The sequence below is a fragment of the Pseudorhizobium tarimense genome (genome assembly GCF_022968135.1).
Taxonomy (GTDB): Bacteria; Pseudomonadota; Alphaproteobacteria; order Rhizobiales; family Rhizobiaceae; genus Neorhizobium; species Neorhizobium tarimense.
Genome location: NZ_JALJRA010000008.1, coordinates 34,650 through 48,102, shown reverse-complemented (window position 1 = coordinate 48,102; position 13,453 = coordinate 34,650). Strand labels below are relative to the sequence as shown.

12 protein-coding genes and 2 pseudogenes are annotated in these 13,453 nt (G+C 60.6%); 3 read left to right on the top strand and 11 right to left on the bottom strand.

What is annotated here, in order from left to right; all coding sequences use genetic code 11:
* Positions 1-41 precede the first annotated feature (41 nt).
* Positions 42-698, top strand: a complete 657-nt coding sequence (locus MUU54_RS10935; RefSeq protein ID WP_247244055.1) for an MBL fold metallo-hydrolase — start codon at positions 42-44, stop codon at positions 696-698.
* 54 nt (positions 699-752) lie between these two features.
* Here MUU54_RS10935 and MUU54_RS10930 read toward each other — a convergent pair whose 3' ends face one another.
* The 3 genes from MUU54_RS10930 to MUU54_RS10920 all read right to left on the bottom strand — a co-directional run bounded on the left by MUU54_RS10930 (position 753) and on the right by MUU54_RS10920 (position 2,714).
* On the bottom strand, positions 753-968 hold the full coding sequence (locus MUU54_RS10930) for a cold-shock protein (protein ID WP_046633016.1): 216 nt from the start codon (positions 966-968) through the stop codon (positions 753-755).
* A 431-nt stretch (positions 969-1,399) separates the two neighbouring features.
* Positions 1,400-2,296: a DMT family transporter gene (locus MUU54_RS10925; RefSeq protein ID WP_247244054.1), complete on the bottom strand. Its 897-nt coding sequence runs from the start codon at positions 2,294-2,296 to the stop codon at positions 1,400-1,402.
* Between the two features lie 106 nt (positions 2,297-2,402).
* Positions 2,403-2,714 carry a hypothetical protein gene (locus MUU54_RS10920; RefSeq protein WP_247244053.1) on the bottom strand — a complete coding sequence of 104 codons (312 nt, stop codon included), beginning with the start codon at positions 2,712-2,714 and terminating at the stop codon, positions 2,403-2,405.
* 231 nt (positions 2,715-2,945) lie between these two features.
* On the opposite strand from MUU54_RS10920, the gene MUU54_RS10915 reads away from it, so the two are divergent.
* On the top strand, positions 2,946-4,148 hold the full coding sequence (locus MUU54_RS10915; protein WP_247244052.1) for a pyridoxal phosphate-dependent aminotransferase: 1,203 nt from the start codon (positions 2,946-2,948) through the stop codon (positions 4,146-4,148).
* A 69-nt stretch (positions 4,149-4,217) separates the two neighbouring features.
* Here MUU54_RS10915 and MUU54_RS10910 read toward each other — a convergent pair.
* From MUU54_RS10910 to MUU54_RS10900, 3 genes and pseudogenes are all read right to left on the bottom strand, one after another.
* A pseudogene (locus MUU54_RS10910) lies at positions 4,218-5,221 on the bottom strand (SDR family oxidoreductase).
* Positions 5,222-5,318: 97 nt separating this feature from the next.
* Complete coding sequence (locus MUU54_RS10905; RefSeq protein ID WP_376742083.1) at positions 5,319-6,542, bottom strand: PQQ-dependent sugar dehydrogenase; 1,224 nt, start codon at positions 6,540-6,542, stop codon at positions 5,319-5,321.
* A gap of 138 nt (positions 6,543-6,680) precedes the next feature.
* Positions 6,681-7,801 (bottom strand): annotated as a pseudogene (locus MUU54_RS10900) (calcium:cation antiporter).
* Positions 7,802-8,025: 224 nt separating this feature from the next.
* Between MUU54_RS10900 and MUU54_RS10895 the strand changes: the two are divergent.
* Positions 8,026-8,298 (top strand): DUF2188 domain-containing protein, encoded by a 273-nt coding sequence (locus MUU54_RS10895; RefSeq protein ID WP_247244051.1) that lies wholly within the window; start codon positions 8,026-8,028, stop codon positions 8,296-8,298.
* Positions 8,299-8,440: 142 nt separating this feature from the next.
* Here MUU54_RS10895 and MUU54_RS10890 read toward each other — a convergent pair whose 3' ends face one another.
* From MUU54_RS10890 to MUU54_RS10870, 5 genes are all read right to left on the bottom strand, one after another.
* Positions 8,441-9,562 (bottom strand): alkene reductase, encoded by a 1,122-nt coding sequence (locus MUU54_RS10890; protein WP_247244050.1) that lies wholly within the window; start codon positions 9,560-9,562, stop codon positions 8,441-8,443.
* 42 nt (positions 9,563-9,604) lie between these two features.
* Complete coding sequence (locus MUU54_RS10885; RefSeq protein WP_247244049.1) at positions 9,605-9,901, bottom strand: ArsR/SmtB family transcription factor; 297 nt, start codon at positions 9,899-9,901, stop codon at positions 9,605-9,607.
* Between the two features lie 453 nt (positions 9,902-10,354).
* On the bottom strand, positions 10,355-11,251 hold the full coding sequence (locus MUU54_RS10880; RefSeq protein WP_354532158.1) for a LysR family transcriptional regulator VtlR: 897 nt from the start codon (positions 11,249-11,251) through the stop codon (positions 10,355-10,357).
* A 14-nt stretch (positions 11,252-11,265) separates the two neighbouring features.
* On the bottom strand, positions 11,266-12,240 hold the full coding sequence (trxB, locus tag MUU54_RS10875; RefSeq protein WP_247244047.1) for a thioredoxin-disulfide reductase: 975 nt from the start codon (positions 12,238-12,240) through the stop codon (positions 11,266-11,268).
* 182 nt (positions 12,241-12,422) lie between these two features.
* Positions 12,423-13,439: an NAD-dependent epimerase/dehydratase family protein gene (locus MUU54_RS10870; protein WP_247244046.1), complete on the bottom strand. Its 1,017-nt coding sequence runs from the start codon at positions 13,437-13,439 to the stop codon at positions 12,423-12,425.
* Positions 13,440-13,453: the final 14 nt, after the last annotated feature.

Below are 13,453 nucleotides of genomic sequence, written 5' to 3'. Positions count from 1 at the left end.
CCATGCCGCTATAGGTCACCCCAGCAATCCGGGAGTTGATCATGGGCAAGCTTCAGGCCGGTATCGTTCCGGTAACCCCCTTCCAGCAGAACTGCACTCTTCTCTTCGACGAGGAGACGAAGAAGGGCGTGGTGGTTGATCCCGGAGGAGACGTACAGTCAATCCTTGAGGTTATTCGCAAGAACGGTCTGGACATCGTTGAAATCTGGCTTACGCACGGTCACATTGACCATGCGGGTGGGGCTGACGAATTGCGCGAAGCGCTAGCGGTCCCCGTCATAGGGCCACACGAAGACGATCTTCCGCTTCTGCAAGGGCTTGAGGCCCAGGCGCAGATGTTCGGGGTGCCGATGGCGGTGAGGAACGTGATGCCCGATCGCTTCCTGAAGGAAGGGGAGACGGTGTCCTTCGGGGAGCATGTGTTCAACGTCTTCCATTGCGCGGGTCACGCACCGGGCCACGTCATCTACTTCAACCGCGATGCCAGCTTTGCCCATCTGGGTGACGTGCTCTTCAACGGCTCTATCGGCCGGACCGATCTGCCCGGCGGTAATCACGATCAACTGCTGGCCTCGATCCGCGACAAGGTTCTGCCTCTCGGCGACGAAGTGGGCTTCCTCTGCGGCCATGGCCCGGGCGGCCGGATCGGCGACGAACGTCGCACCAATCCCTTCCTGCAGGGGCTGCAAAACCAATAAAAAAACCCGGCATTGCTGCCGGGCCTCAACTCGAATAGAAAGCCGTCCGTTGGCTTAGCCGGAGATCTGCAAGTTAACGGCCTTGGGGCCCTTGCCACGACGATCCGGTTCCGTGTCGAAGCTCACTTTCTGGTTTTCCGAAAGACCGGACAGGCCGGAAGCCTGTACGGCAGAGATGTGAACAAAGATGTCGGCGCCGCCATTATCTGGCTTGATGAAGCCGAAGCCCTTGTCGGTGTTGAAGAATTTTACAGTGCCAGTCTCGGCCATGCAGCAGGTCCTTTTCTTTCCGTCCGTGTTCAGCGCCGGACGGTCTCAGAATGACGCCCCGAGGGGCGGGTTGGCAGGCAGCTTTAAGAAAGGGTCCCTGTCGTTACCGCGGGCGCATGATGGAGGAAACCCACCTTCAAGCCCCGCCCGAAGTTTTGACGCCTTCGGAGCGCATTATTATAGGTCTTCCCACGCTCGTAAATTGCCCGAACATCCACAGAGTGCTGTGTTTATCGGGAATTGGCAAGAAAAAGTTTTGCAGCAGCTGGGCGCGACTCAGCTGCTCTTGACAAATGCAAGACAAAACCGCGCGATCAAGCAAGCTTCTTGAACATTGCACGCGCGTTCTTTTTGCTGCGTAAGAAGATCTCGCTGTAGAAGCAGCAGGCGTGATTCTAGTAAGCAATTGAGCGGTTTCTCGGCCTTGGTTGCTACGTCGCCGCCTGCGGCGGGGTCTTGCGTGTCAGTTCAGGGACCATCTCGACTATTAGCATTGCTGAAAATATTACGGCGCATCCAAGGTAACCCAGCGGCGGCAGCGTCTCCCCTAGGAGGAGGGCGCCCAGCAGCCCGCCGAAGAGCGCCTCGCTCGACAGGAAGATGGCCGCCTGCGGCGCGGTCGTGTAGCGCTGGCCGATCACCTGCAGCACGAATGCAAGCCCTGATGAGACGACGCCGACATAGAGGATTTCGCGTCCCGCGGAGATAACCGCCTCCATGCTGAACGTTTCCACGAACGGAGCAATGAGCAGGCAGACCAGCGCGCAGACGCTGAACTGTGTTAGCGACAGTGCGAGGGGGCGACCGCTGGATGTGACGAAGAGCCCAGCCAGGATGATCTGGACGCCCCAGAAGAAGGCGCAGACGATGCTGAGGATGTCGCCCGGCGTGAGATTGGCCAGTTGCCCGCCGCTCAACAGGAAGATTCCCGTCAGCGACATCGCCGCGGCAGGCCACACGATCCAGTGCGGGTAGCGCCGCAGGGCGAAGACGGAAATCACCGGAACGAAGACAACGTAAAGGCCGGTGAGGAAGCTGGAATTGGTAACCGTCGTCGTCAGAAGGCCGATCTGCTGGGTAATCGCTCCCCCGAATAGCGCCAGGCCCACAAGGGCGAAGGACAGCCAGCCTCGGGAGCCGGCAGGTGCCGAGGAACGGCGCGCTTCCATGAGCGCGAAGGGGAGGACGGCGACTGCGGCGATGGCGAAGCGCAACCCGACGAACCAGAAGGGGCCGATCTTGTCCATGGCAGTCGCCTGCGCGACGAAGCCTCCGCCCCATATCGCGGCGGCGAGCAAAAGAACAAGGTTCGCCTGGAGACGGGTCATGATGGGCCTGGATTGCGAGGATACGCCAATGCGTCGATGGAAGATTTTGCTGCCTTACCAGCGGCCTTCGACAGCGGCAAGCCGCATTAGCGGAGGTGCGGCGCCATCAATCAGTTCGGCGGGATTGTGCCTTGAGCGCATCCCGGAAGCTGCGCCTGGACAGGATGAAGCATCCGCCGGCCATGAACAAGAAGCCGCCCACCAGCAGAAAGAAGACGACCCTGTGGTCGAAGAAGAGGCCGGCAACATGCAGAGTTGTCGCCGACGGGAATGGAGATGCTGTAACCGTCGGCACATCAGGCCGGCCGATCAGGGCAAGCAGCATGACACCGCAGCTGACGAGGGCAAGGAGCGCCAGAGGGAAAGCCGAACGAGGCAGGCCGAGGCGCCTTGCTCTTTTCTGGTCGTCGATGAACATCGTCCGCCTCCTTATCCAACAATCTGCAAGGTAGGAGGCATGGCAAGAAGGGCAGATTTGAGGCAGCCACTTCAAGGAGCTCAAGCGCAGACGGAAGCGTTGGCCCTACTGGCAAGTACGGGGCTTTTGCGCTTTCGGCTTGAATCCCCGAATTACATTCGACATACAGCCTGAGACGGTATCGGAGCGCGGTTCCGTCTTGTTCAACAACACCCTTCAGGACCCGATATCATGGCCTTTCTTGCTGACGCACTCTCCCGCGTAAAGCCATCCGCTACCATCGCCGTCTCGCAGAAAGCACGCGACCTGAAAGCCAAGGGTCGAGACGTGATCGGGCTGGGCGCCGGAGAGCCGGATTTCGATACGCCGGACAATGTCAAGAAGGCTGCCATCGAGGCGATCAATCGCGGCGAAACAAAATACACGCCGGTTGCCGGCATCCCGGAGCTGCGCAAGGCAATCGCCGCCAAGTTCAAGCGAGAGAACGGCCTGGACTACAAGCCGGAGCAGACGATCGTCGGGACCGGTGGAAAGCAGATTCTTTTCAACGCCTTCATGGCCACGCTCAATGCTGGAGATGAAGTCGTTATTCCGGCACCTTACTGGGTATCCTATCCGGAGATGGTGGCGCTTTGCGGCGGCACGCCGGTCTTCGTTTCGACGAAGCAGGAAAACAATTTCAAGCTGACGGCAAACGAGCTGGAGAGCGTCATCACGCCGAAGACGAAGTGGTTCATCTTCAACTCGCCGTCGAACCCGACCGGCGCTGCTTACAGCCATGACGAGCTGAAGGCGCTGACGGACGTTTTGCTGAAGCATCCGCAGGTCTGGATCCTGACCGACGACATGTATGAGCACCTGACCTTCGGGGACTTCAAGTTCGTAACTCCGGTCGAAGTGGAGCCTAAGCTCTACGACCGGACGCTGACGATGAACGGCGTCTCCAAGGCCTATGCGATGACCGGCTGGCGCATCGGCTATGCGGCGGGACCGATCGAGCTGATCAAGGCCATGGACATGATCCAGGGCCAGCAGACCTCGGGTGCTTCTTCGATCGCGCAGTGGGCGGCGGTTGAGGCCCTGAACGGGCCGCAGGACTTCGTTGCGAAGAACAAGAAGATCTTTGAAGGTCGACGCGACCTCGTCGTCTCTATGCTAAATCAGGCCAAAGGCATCAAGTGCCCGGTTCCAGAAGGTGCCTTCTATGTCTATCCGTCGTGCGAAGGGCTGATCGGCAAGACTTCGCCCTCGGGCAAGGTCATCGAAACGGACGAGGATTTCGTGTCCGAGCTTCTTGAAGCAGAGGGTGTGGCCGTCGTGCATGGCTCGGCCTTCGGCCTTGGTCCGAACTTTCGCATCTCCTACGCCACGTCGGAGGAGCAGCTCGAAGAGGCCTGCCGGCGCATCCAGCGCTTCTGTGCCGCCTGCCGCTGAATTTTTAGGACACCTTATCAACATAGCCCGCCATTTTGGCGGGCTTTGTCATTTCCGGCTTGTTGTGAATTACGGACCACCACTGCCGCCGGTCGCACCGAAGATCTGGCCGGTGGAATAGCTTGATCCGGGAGAAGCGAGCAGCACGTAGATGCCTGCAAGTTCGGCCGGCTGACCCGGGCGACCAAGCGGCGTACTCGCCCCGAAGTGCGTCAGCGCTTCGATCGGCTGCCCACCACTTGGCTGAAGCGGCGTCCAGAACGGACCGGGCGCCACGCCATTGACGCGCATTCCCTTTGTTGCGACCTGCTTGGCCAGACCCTTCGTGAAGTTTTCAATCGCCGCCTTGGTGGCTGAATAGTCCAGCAAATTTTCGGGCGGATCATAAGCCACGACGGATGTGGTGTTGATGATCGTCGAATTGGGCTGCAGGTGGGGGAGGGCCGCCTGCGTGATCCAGAACATCGCATAGACATTGGTCTTCAGCGTGTTGTCCAGCTGCTCCGTCGTCAGGTCCGCCAAAGAAGCCACCGATTGCTGGCGCGCCGCATTGTTGACGAGGATGTCGAGCCCGCCCAACTGCTCGAGGGCATCGGCGACGATCTGCTTGCAGAAGGCTTCGTCCGGATGTCGCCGGGAAGGGCGACCGCCTTTCGACCTTCCGCGCGGATGAGATCCAGGACCTCCTGCGCATCAGCCTCCTCCGGTTCCAGATACCCGATCGCGACATCGGCGCCTTCGCGCGCATGCGCAATTGCCGCCGCACGACCGATACCGGAGTCGCCACCGGTGATGAGGCCTTTGCGCCCGGTGAGGCGTCCGGACCCGCGATAGGTTTCCTCGCCATGGTCGGGAACCGGTTCCATGCGGCTGGTGAGTCCCGGCCATTCCTGCGATTGCCGGGGGAAGGGTGGCTGTGGGTATTTGGTTGTCGGATCCTGGAGAGGCTCCGCTGCCGGAGTGGCAGCGGACTGCTGAGCGTTCGCCCTGCCCGAGAAAGCGGCGGCGGCGACGCCCGTCGACAGGCCGCCCAGCACCAGACGGCGCGTGGGATCTACTTCGTGATTGCTCATGGGAATCTCCAGTTGGTGCGGGGCCCCAATCGGAGGACTGCATCAGCGTTCCGAGCTATCTCGAAGCGTTGATAACATTGGCCGTCGAAGATGGTCGTCAGGCCTTCGTGATCTTTACGATGGTCGACCCGCCTCCGCCGCGCTGCTCGGTCACCGCATAGACCGCGCCATCAGGCCCGACGCGCACATCGCGGATACGGACGTCGAGCGGGACGCGCTCCTCGTACTGTACGCGGTCTCCATCCATATGAAGAACCACAAGGCCTTGAGAAACGAGACCCCCGACAAGGAAGGCGCCCTGCCATTCAGGAATGGGATCTTCATCGTAATAAGCCATGCCGGATGGCGCGATGACAGGATCCCAATAATAGACCGGCTGTTCCGTCTGCTCCATCTCCGTAATGCCTTGCCCGATCGGAGCACCGCTGTAGTCAATGCCATAGGTGACCTCCGGCCAGCCATAGTTCTTGCCTGCCTCCGGCTTGTTCAACTCGTCGCCGCCACGCGGCCCGTGCTCGACGGTCCAGAGACGCCCCTGGCTGTCAAGCGTTGCCGACTGCAGGTTGCGATGGCCAAGGCTCCAGATTTCCGGCAGGCCTTCCCGGCCGATGAACGGGTTGCCTTCCACCGGCTCTCCTTCCGGCGTTATGCGGAAGATCTTGCCAAGACCGCTCGTCACTTCCTGCGCCTGCACGCGGGGCTCGGGATCCGAACGCTCGCCAACGGTGACGAAGAGGTTGCCTTCGGGGCTGACGACGAGACGGGAACCGAAGTGCTTGTTGCCGTCATAGCTCGGCATCTGGCGGAAGATGACTTCGACGTCTTCAAGCTGCCCGCCGCCCTGGTCGTTGGTGACAAGCTTGGCCGAGGCGACGGAGGTGCCGTTGCCGTTCTCGCGTTGCTCGGCAAAGGAGAAGTAGATCATGCCGGAGGTTTCGAAATCCGGTGCGACAGCAACGTCAAGGAGCCCACCCTGGCCTTGGGCAAGAACATCCGGCACGCCGTCAATCGCGGGTCCGGCTTCGCCATCCTCCGAAACAATGTGCATGGCGCCATGCTTGGCTGTGACCAGCATCCGTCCGTCCGGCAAAAACTCCATGGCCCAGAGATGGGGCAGTCCCTCAGCGACCACTTCCGTCTGCAGTTCCGGCGTCTGCGGCGGCTGCGGGGCTCGTGTCTGGCCTTCGAAGGCTGGCTGTTGATCCGGCGCATTCGGCGGAGCCATTATGACCGAGTCGCGTGCCTCCTGTGCTTGCGCGGGCAGTGCCGCGAATGCGGCGGACAAGATCGTAGCGGAAAGCAGAAGTGGCAGGCGGTTCATCTGATCGATCCTTTTTCGTTCAGGCGGAGGTTGAGCCTTGGCTCGCTCCGGATGATCCTGATCTAGGGCGGTCGTGGAGACGGACCGCCCACGGGCCGGTCAACAATAGTTTATTTGGGTCGGAAGCGGTGGAAGCCGCTAGAGCCCTAGCACCGTCAGCATGACGAAGGTGGCGAACAGCACGAAGTGCGTCATTCCCTCGATGGCATTGGTCTGTCCGTCGTTCAGGTTGATCGCTGCCACGATCAGCGTAATCGTCACCATTACCGTCTGCACCGAGGTCATCGCCATGATGAACGGCTGTCCCGTGTAGAGCGATATTGCCTCCATGACCGGCACCGTCAGGATCACTGTGGACAGGGAAGCCCCCAGGGCGATGTTGACCACCGCCTGCATCCTGTTGCGGGTGCCGCACGCAGGGCAGTCAGGATTTCCGGCGCGGCAGAGATCGCGGCGACCACAACCGCCATCAGCGTCGGGGGCGCACCCGTTCCCTTCAGACCCGAGTTGAGAAAGGCGGACATGAATTCCGCGAGCGCCCCGATGACCACCACGCCGACCAGGATGACGCCGATCGAGAAGGCGGTGGATTCCTCCTCCGCTTCGTGCTGCGGTTCGGCTTGAGGGTCGATGGAGGCGGCTCCCTCCATCGCAGACTGCTTCCGGCGCGGGTAGCTGTAGCTGAAGAAGTAGCTGTGCGTGCCCACCTGCATGCGCAGGAAGAGCGCATAAAGGGCGATCATCGCCGCGATCGTGAAGCCCGAATAGAGGTGCCACCGGTCGCGCGGAACGAATTCGGGAACGACCATGGAAATGCCCATCGCCGTCAGGATCATGACGCTGTAGGTCCGGCTGGAGTCGTCGTTATAGGCTTGTTCGCCGTGCCTCAGGCCGCCGAGCAAAGCTGCAAGCCCAAGGATGCCGTTGATGTCGAGCATGACCGCGGCGTAGATCGTGTCTCGCACCAGCGCCGGAGAGGTGGTGCTGCGCATCATGATGGCGAGGATCAGCACCTCGACGGCCACGGCTGAGAGGGTGAGGATCATCGTTCCATAGGGATCGCCGACCTTGCGGGCCAGAACTTCCGCATGATGGGCGACGCGCGTCGACGCGAGCACGATGACGGCAATCAGGGCGGCAGCTGTGAGCAAAGCGACTGTCCTGCCCATATCGAGCAGGCTGTGTTCGATGAAGAAGACGAGCAGGGCGACTGCGGCGGCGATTGGAAGAAGTTTCTCTTGCTTCAAAAGGGATGGCAGCGCCACTGGCAACTCCTGATATCTGCTCCCTCATCTATGGCAGCAGCCGCAGGCATCAACCGCGTATTCTGCCCGGCCTGCCGATTTGCTGCAGGTCGCGTTCAGTGTCATATTGCTTCAGAGCTTACGCTTGATCTGGAACAATGAGGTACGGCTGCGCTTTCTTCATCACCGCCGTGCCGAGGCTACCCCGGCGTCGTCGGATGACAATGACAGGAGGGCGCATGACCAAGGTTATCTACAAGATCGTCGAACACGACGGCGGCTGGGCCTATCGGCTCGGTGATGTGTTTTCGGAAACGTTCCCCACCCATTCGGACGCGTTGCAGGCGGCGCGGATCGTCGCTGCGGAGCAGCAGGTTGGCGGCGAGCCGGAGGAAATCAGCTGGCAGGACGCCAGCGGTAAATGGCACACGGAATATAGCGACGGCGGAGACCGTCCCGAGGCCGAAGTGGTCGACAGCGACGGCGACGATCAGCCGAGCCAAAGGCTTTAGCGGCCGGGTAGGCGAAATCTCGTGTCTGGGGCCGCAGCCAGCAAAGAGTCGGCCGAGTTCGCCGGGAAGCATCCGCCGGTTCGCGACTACGTCTGCATGCAAACCGGGAATGAGAAGGGCGCCAACGGCGCCCTTCTCTGCATCAGGCTGCGGACTGGAGGGTAGGGTAGTCGGTGTAGCCCTTTGCGCCGCCGCCATAGAATGTGTCGCGGTCCGGCTCGTTCAGTGCCGCTCCCAACTTCAAGCGCTCGACCAGGTCCGGGTTGGCTATGAAGAGGCGGCCGAAGGATACGAGGTCCGCGCGTCCGCTCTCTACGGCCTGCATCGCGGCTTCACGGTCATAGCCGTTGTTCACCATCCAGGCGGCCTTGCCGCTTGCATTTCGGAACGCCGCCTTGAACGCATCGTAGTCGAACGTGGTGCCGTCGTACTGGAAGCCGCGCTCGCCGCCGGTCGCGCCTTCGATGACATGGATGAAGGAAAGATCGCGTGTCGCCAGCTGTTCTGCAACACAGTTGAAGAGGGCCTGCGGATCCACGTCGGAAATACCGTTCGCCGGTGTTGTCGGCGAGAGGCGGAGGCCTGTGCGGCCTGCGCCGATTTCTCCAGTCACGGCATCCACCACCTGCAGGAGGAAGCGGGTGCGGTTCTCGATCGAGCCGCCATATTCATCGGTGCGTTGGTTGGCGCCCGTCTTCAGGAACTGGTCGATCAGGTAGCCGTTGGCGCCATGGATCTCGACGCCATCGAAGCCAGCCTCGATCGCGGCGCGGGCACCCCTGCGGAAGTCCTCGACAATCTCTGCGATCTCGGAGGCCTCCAGCGCACGTGGCTCCGAGGTCTCAACGAAGGCGCCGGTGCCGTCATCATTGATGATGTAGGTCTTGCCCCCTGCAGGAACGGCAGATGGCGCGACCGGAGCTGCGCCATCAGGCTGCAGCGACGTATGCGAAACCCTCCCCACATGCCAGAGCTGGGTGACGATCTTGCCACCCTTGGCGTGCACAGCCGCGGTGACCTTTTTCCAGCCCTCGACCGCTTGCGGCAAGTAGAGGCCTGGAACATCCGCATAGCCCTGACCCTGCTGCGTCACCGGCGTGCCCTCCGTGATGATCAGGCCAGCGCCCGCGCGCTGCTCGTAATAGGCGACATTCAGATCGTTTGGGATCGCCTTAGGCGAGCGGTTGCGTGTCAGCGGCGCCATGGCAATGCGGTTCGCAACGTCAATGTCACCGAGCGTCATCGGATCGAAAAGTGTGGTCATTTGAAAGTCCTTGCTTCTTTGAGAGCATGCGGAGGGAGGTGGTCAGAGCGAATCTTTCAGCTCGTGGATGAAGGCTTCGATCGTTTCGTCGTTGCGACGGTAGAACGACCACTGGCCGACACGGTTGATCGCCACCAGACCGGCTTTTTCAAGCGTGGCGAGATGTGCGGAGACGGTGGACTGCGACAGGCCGCACCGTTTCTCGAACTGATTGGAGCAGATCCCCATGGCGAGCGGGTGCGCCTGCGAGGAGAAGTGCTTCTCCGGCTCGCGCATCCACTCCAGGAACTCGACCCGAACCGGGTGCGCAAGCGCCTTCAGAATTTCAGACTTGTCCATGCGGCGTCACGATCCTCACATCGTCTGCGGGCGATATGTAGATCGTTTACGGGCGATTTTAAGAGGAGAGCAAAAAAAGAGGGCCGGATGGCCGGCCCTGAGGGATGAAGGTTCAGAAACCTCCAGAGGGGAACAGCTGTAGAAGCAACTGGGAGTCGCAGGTCTGCAGCCGAACAGGCATATGGGGCGACCCCCGAATGGGGGCAAGTGCGAGATCTCGAATAGAGGACAAAAAAAAGGGCCGCCAGATCGCTCCGGGGCCCTATAAGTGTGAAGGTCAAAAAAACCTCCAGAGGGGAACAGCTGCTGCGGTGGAACTGGGAGGAAAGCCACCATGTGCATCAGCTGTGTGCGATATGGCGGTTTTTTGTGCAGCGAACAATGCATAAATGTGCAGAGGAGCCATGCGGCACGTGCAGGACTTTCTTGTTCGGCCGTCACACTCTCACTGAATCAGAAGTTCCAGTTTCGTGCCTTGGAGACGACGAAATCGCGGAAGACCTTGAGCTTGGCCGCGTTCTTGATCTCGTCCGGATAGCAGAAATAGGTGTCGAAGGAGGGGATGTCGGCGGACAGCGGCAACTGGATCAGGCCGGGATCTCGCCCGACAATGTAATCGGGGAGTACGGCGATGCCGATGCCGAGCAGGCAGGCGCGCTTGATCGAGGTCTGGCTGTTGATCTGCAGGTGCGGGATGCGCGGATTGTCAGAAGAACGTCCGGCGGTTTCGAGCCAGTTCACGTCAAGAAGATAATTCGGTGCCGGTTCGCCGAAGGTGATGATCTTGTGATTGTCGAGGTCGTCAATCGTCTGCGGCTCGCCGTAGCGGTTGATGTAGGAGGGCGCCGCATAGACATGCATATGCACGGTAAACAGCTTGCGCTGGATGAGATCTGACTGCTGCGGCTGGCGCAGGCGGATCGCGCAATCCGCGTGGCGCATGTTGACGTCGAGTTCCTCGTTGTCGAGCAGCAGCTGGATCGACATGTCGGGATAAAGCTGCAGGAATTCCTGTACCTTGTCGGTTAGCCAGCCTTGGCCAAGACCGACGGTGGTCGTGACCCGCAGCTTGCCAGAGGGCTTGTCGGTCGTCTCCGTCAGCTGCGCCTTCACCATTTCCAGCTTCAGGAGGACGTCGTGCGCCGTACGGTAAAGCAGCTCACCCTGCTCGGTCAGGATGAGGCCGCGCGCGTGGCGGTGAAAGAGCTTGACACCGACATCCTGTTCCAGCGCGCTGACCTGGCGGCTGATGGCCGACTGGGACAGATGCAGCTTGTCGGCTGCGTGGGTGAACGAACCCGCTTCCGCTGCCGCATGAAAAATGCGCAACTTGTCCCAGTCGAGAGGCACGACCATGCTTCAGATCACTCCGCGGCTTGAACGATGGGTTGGATGCCGGCGAGGTAGCGTTCGGCCTCGAGCGCTGCCATGCAGCCCATGCCCGCTGCGGTGATCGCCTGCCGGAACGTGTCGTCGGTCACGTCGCCGGCGGCAAAGACGCCGGGCATGCTGGTCGCCGTGGAATCCGGTGCCGTCCAGAGGTAGCCGTTCGGCTTCATCTTGAGCGTGTCCTTGAAGAGTTCCGTGGCCGGCGCATGGCCGATCGCAACGAATACGCCGTCAATCGTCTTGTCGCTGATGGTGCCGGTGCGGGTATCGCGCAGGCGCACACCATTGACGGACGGCGGCATCGGCGGCTTGGCCGGCTCGCCCGTGATTTCGGCAATCTCAGTGTTCCACAGCACCTGGACGTTCGGGCGCTGGAAAAGCCGCTCGGCGAGGATCTTTTCCGACCGGAAGCTGTCGCGCCGGTGCACGACAGTGACGGTCTTGGCGATGTTGGAGAGGTAGAGGGCCTCTTCCACGGCCGAATTGCCGCCGCCAACAACAATGACGTCCTTGTTGCGGTAGAAGAAGCCATCGCAGGTGGCGCAGGCGGAAACGCCGAAGCCTTGGAAGTGCTGCTCGCTCTCGATCCCCAGCCACTTTGCCTTGGCGCCTGTGGCGATGATCAGCGTATCTGCTGTCCACACTGTTCCGGAATCGGTGCGGATGGTGAAGGGGCGGCGGGAAAGCTCCACCTCGGTCACAAGATCATTGACGATTTCGGTGCCGACGTGGATCGCCTGGTTGAGCATCTGCTCCATCAGCCAAGGACCCTGGATCGGATCGGCAAAGCCTGGATAATTCTCGACATCCGTGGTGATCATCAACTGGCCACCCTGTTCCATGCCGGCAATCAGAACCGGCTTCAGCATGGCGCGCGCGGCATAGATGGCGGCCGTATAGCCGGCGGGGCCGGAGCCGATGATCAGAACTTCAGTGTGACGGGCAGACATGGCCTTTCCTTTCAGCAAGCGACTTGGCGCGATCTGCTCCTCATATAGGAACACCAAACGCCATCCACCGCTTTTGTCGCGGCATTTAAGAGGGAAGCATGCGCTACATCAAGGCCAGCCCTGCGTTAATAACAGAACAGTTGGTTTTTGCCGTGCGCGGGCGTCGTAATCGCCATTGCACGCTAGTTCGGGTGCCGCTCGCAGTAGGTGCGGTACCATTTTACGAAGTTACGCACTCCGACTTGTATGCTAGTGTCGGGTGCGTAGCCGGTGAGTGCTTTGAGGAGCGATGGATCAGCGAACGTCGATTCCACGTCTCCCTTTTGCATCGGAAGCATCTGCTTTAGGGCCGGCTTGTCCAGACAGCCTTCGATGGTTTCAATGAAGGGAAGCAGACCGACGGGCTGCCCCCCGCCGATGTTCACCACCCGCCAAGGCGCCACCGGGGATAGAGAGTCGGCTACTCCTTCGGCCTCCAGAGGTAGCTCGCCCGGGACCGCATCGACCAAGCGAACAATGCTTTCCACAAGGTCGTCCACATAAGTGAAGTCTCGCCTCATCCGGCCTTCGCCGTAGACCTCGATCGGCTCGCCGCGCTCGATCGCTCTGACGAACTTGAACAAGGCCATGTCCGGCCGTCCCCACGGGCCGTAGACCGTGAAGAAGCGAAAACACGTGGTGGGCAGTTTCCATAGGTGCGCATAGGCGTGTGATATTTCCTCCATCGCCTTCTTGGTGGCGGCGTACAAGGTCAGCGGCAGATCAGACTTGTGCGCCTCCGAAAAGGGCATCTCCGTATTTGCGCCATAGATCGAACTGGAAGAGGCGATCAGCAGATGCTTCGGCTTCCATTCCCTGGCAACCTCTAGCAGATTGAATGTGCCGACAAGGTTGGACGAAATGTAGGTTTCCGGGTGCTCCAAGCTGTAGCGGACGCCAGCCTGGCCAGCGAGATGCACAATGACGTCCGGGTTGCAGTCCTGCGCCGCCTCCGCCAAGCCATTCTTGTCTTCGAGCATGCACTCGTGATGGCGGTATCCGTTCGACGTCTTGAGTATCGCAGTTCGGCGGCGCTTTAGATTTACGTCGTAGTAGTCTGTCATCCCGTCGATACCGACCACCAGGTGACCGTCGTCGATCAACCGCTTGGCAAGGTGAAAGCCGATAAAACCAGAGCTCCCGGTAATCAGAAAGCGCACGTATGTCTCCTTCC

Bases quoted from the DNA above. Each gene is read 5' to 3' on its own strand.
- MUU54_RS10935 (WP_247244055.1), top strand. From the start codon at position 42: ATGGGCAAGCTTCAGGCCGGTATCGTTCCGGTAACCCCCTTCCAGCAG.
- MUU54_RS10930 (WP_046633016.1), bottom strand. From the start codon at position 968: ATGGCCGAGACTGGCACTGTAAAATTCTTCAACACCGACAAGGGCTTC.
- MUU54_RS10925 (WP_247244054.1), bottom strand. From the start codon at position 2,296: ATGACCCGTCTCCAGGCGAACCTTGTTCTTTTGCTCGCCGCCGCGATA.
- MUU54_RS10920 (WP_247244053.1), bottom strand. From the start codon at position 2,714: ATGTTCATCGACGACCAGAAAAGAGCAAGGCGCCTCGGCCTGCCTCGT.
- MUU54_RS10915 (WP_247244052.1), top strand. From the start codon at position 2,946: ATGGCCTTTCTTGCTGACGCACTCTCCCGCGTAAAGCCATCCGCTACC.
- MUU54_RS10905 (WP_376742083.1), bottom strand. From the start codon at position 6,542: ATGAACCGCCTGCCACTTCTGCTTTCCGCTACGATCTTGTCCGCCGCA.
- MUU54_RS10895 (WP_247244051.1), top strand. From the start codon at position 8,026: ATGACCAAGGTTATCTACAAGATCGTCGAACACGACGGCGGCTGGGCC.
- MUU54_RS10890 (WP_247244050.1), bottom strand. From the start codon at position 9,562: ATGACCACACTTTTCGATCCGATGACGCTCGGTGACATTGACGTTGCG.
- MUU54_RS10885 (WP_247244049.1), bottom strand. From the start codon at position 9,901: ATGGACAAGTCTGAAATTCTGAAGGCGCTTGCGCACCCGGTTCGGGTC.
- trxB (WP_247244047.1), bottom strand. From the start codon at position 12,240: ATGTCTGCCCGTCACACTGAAGTTCTGATCATCGGCTCCGGCCCCGCC.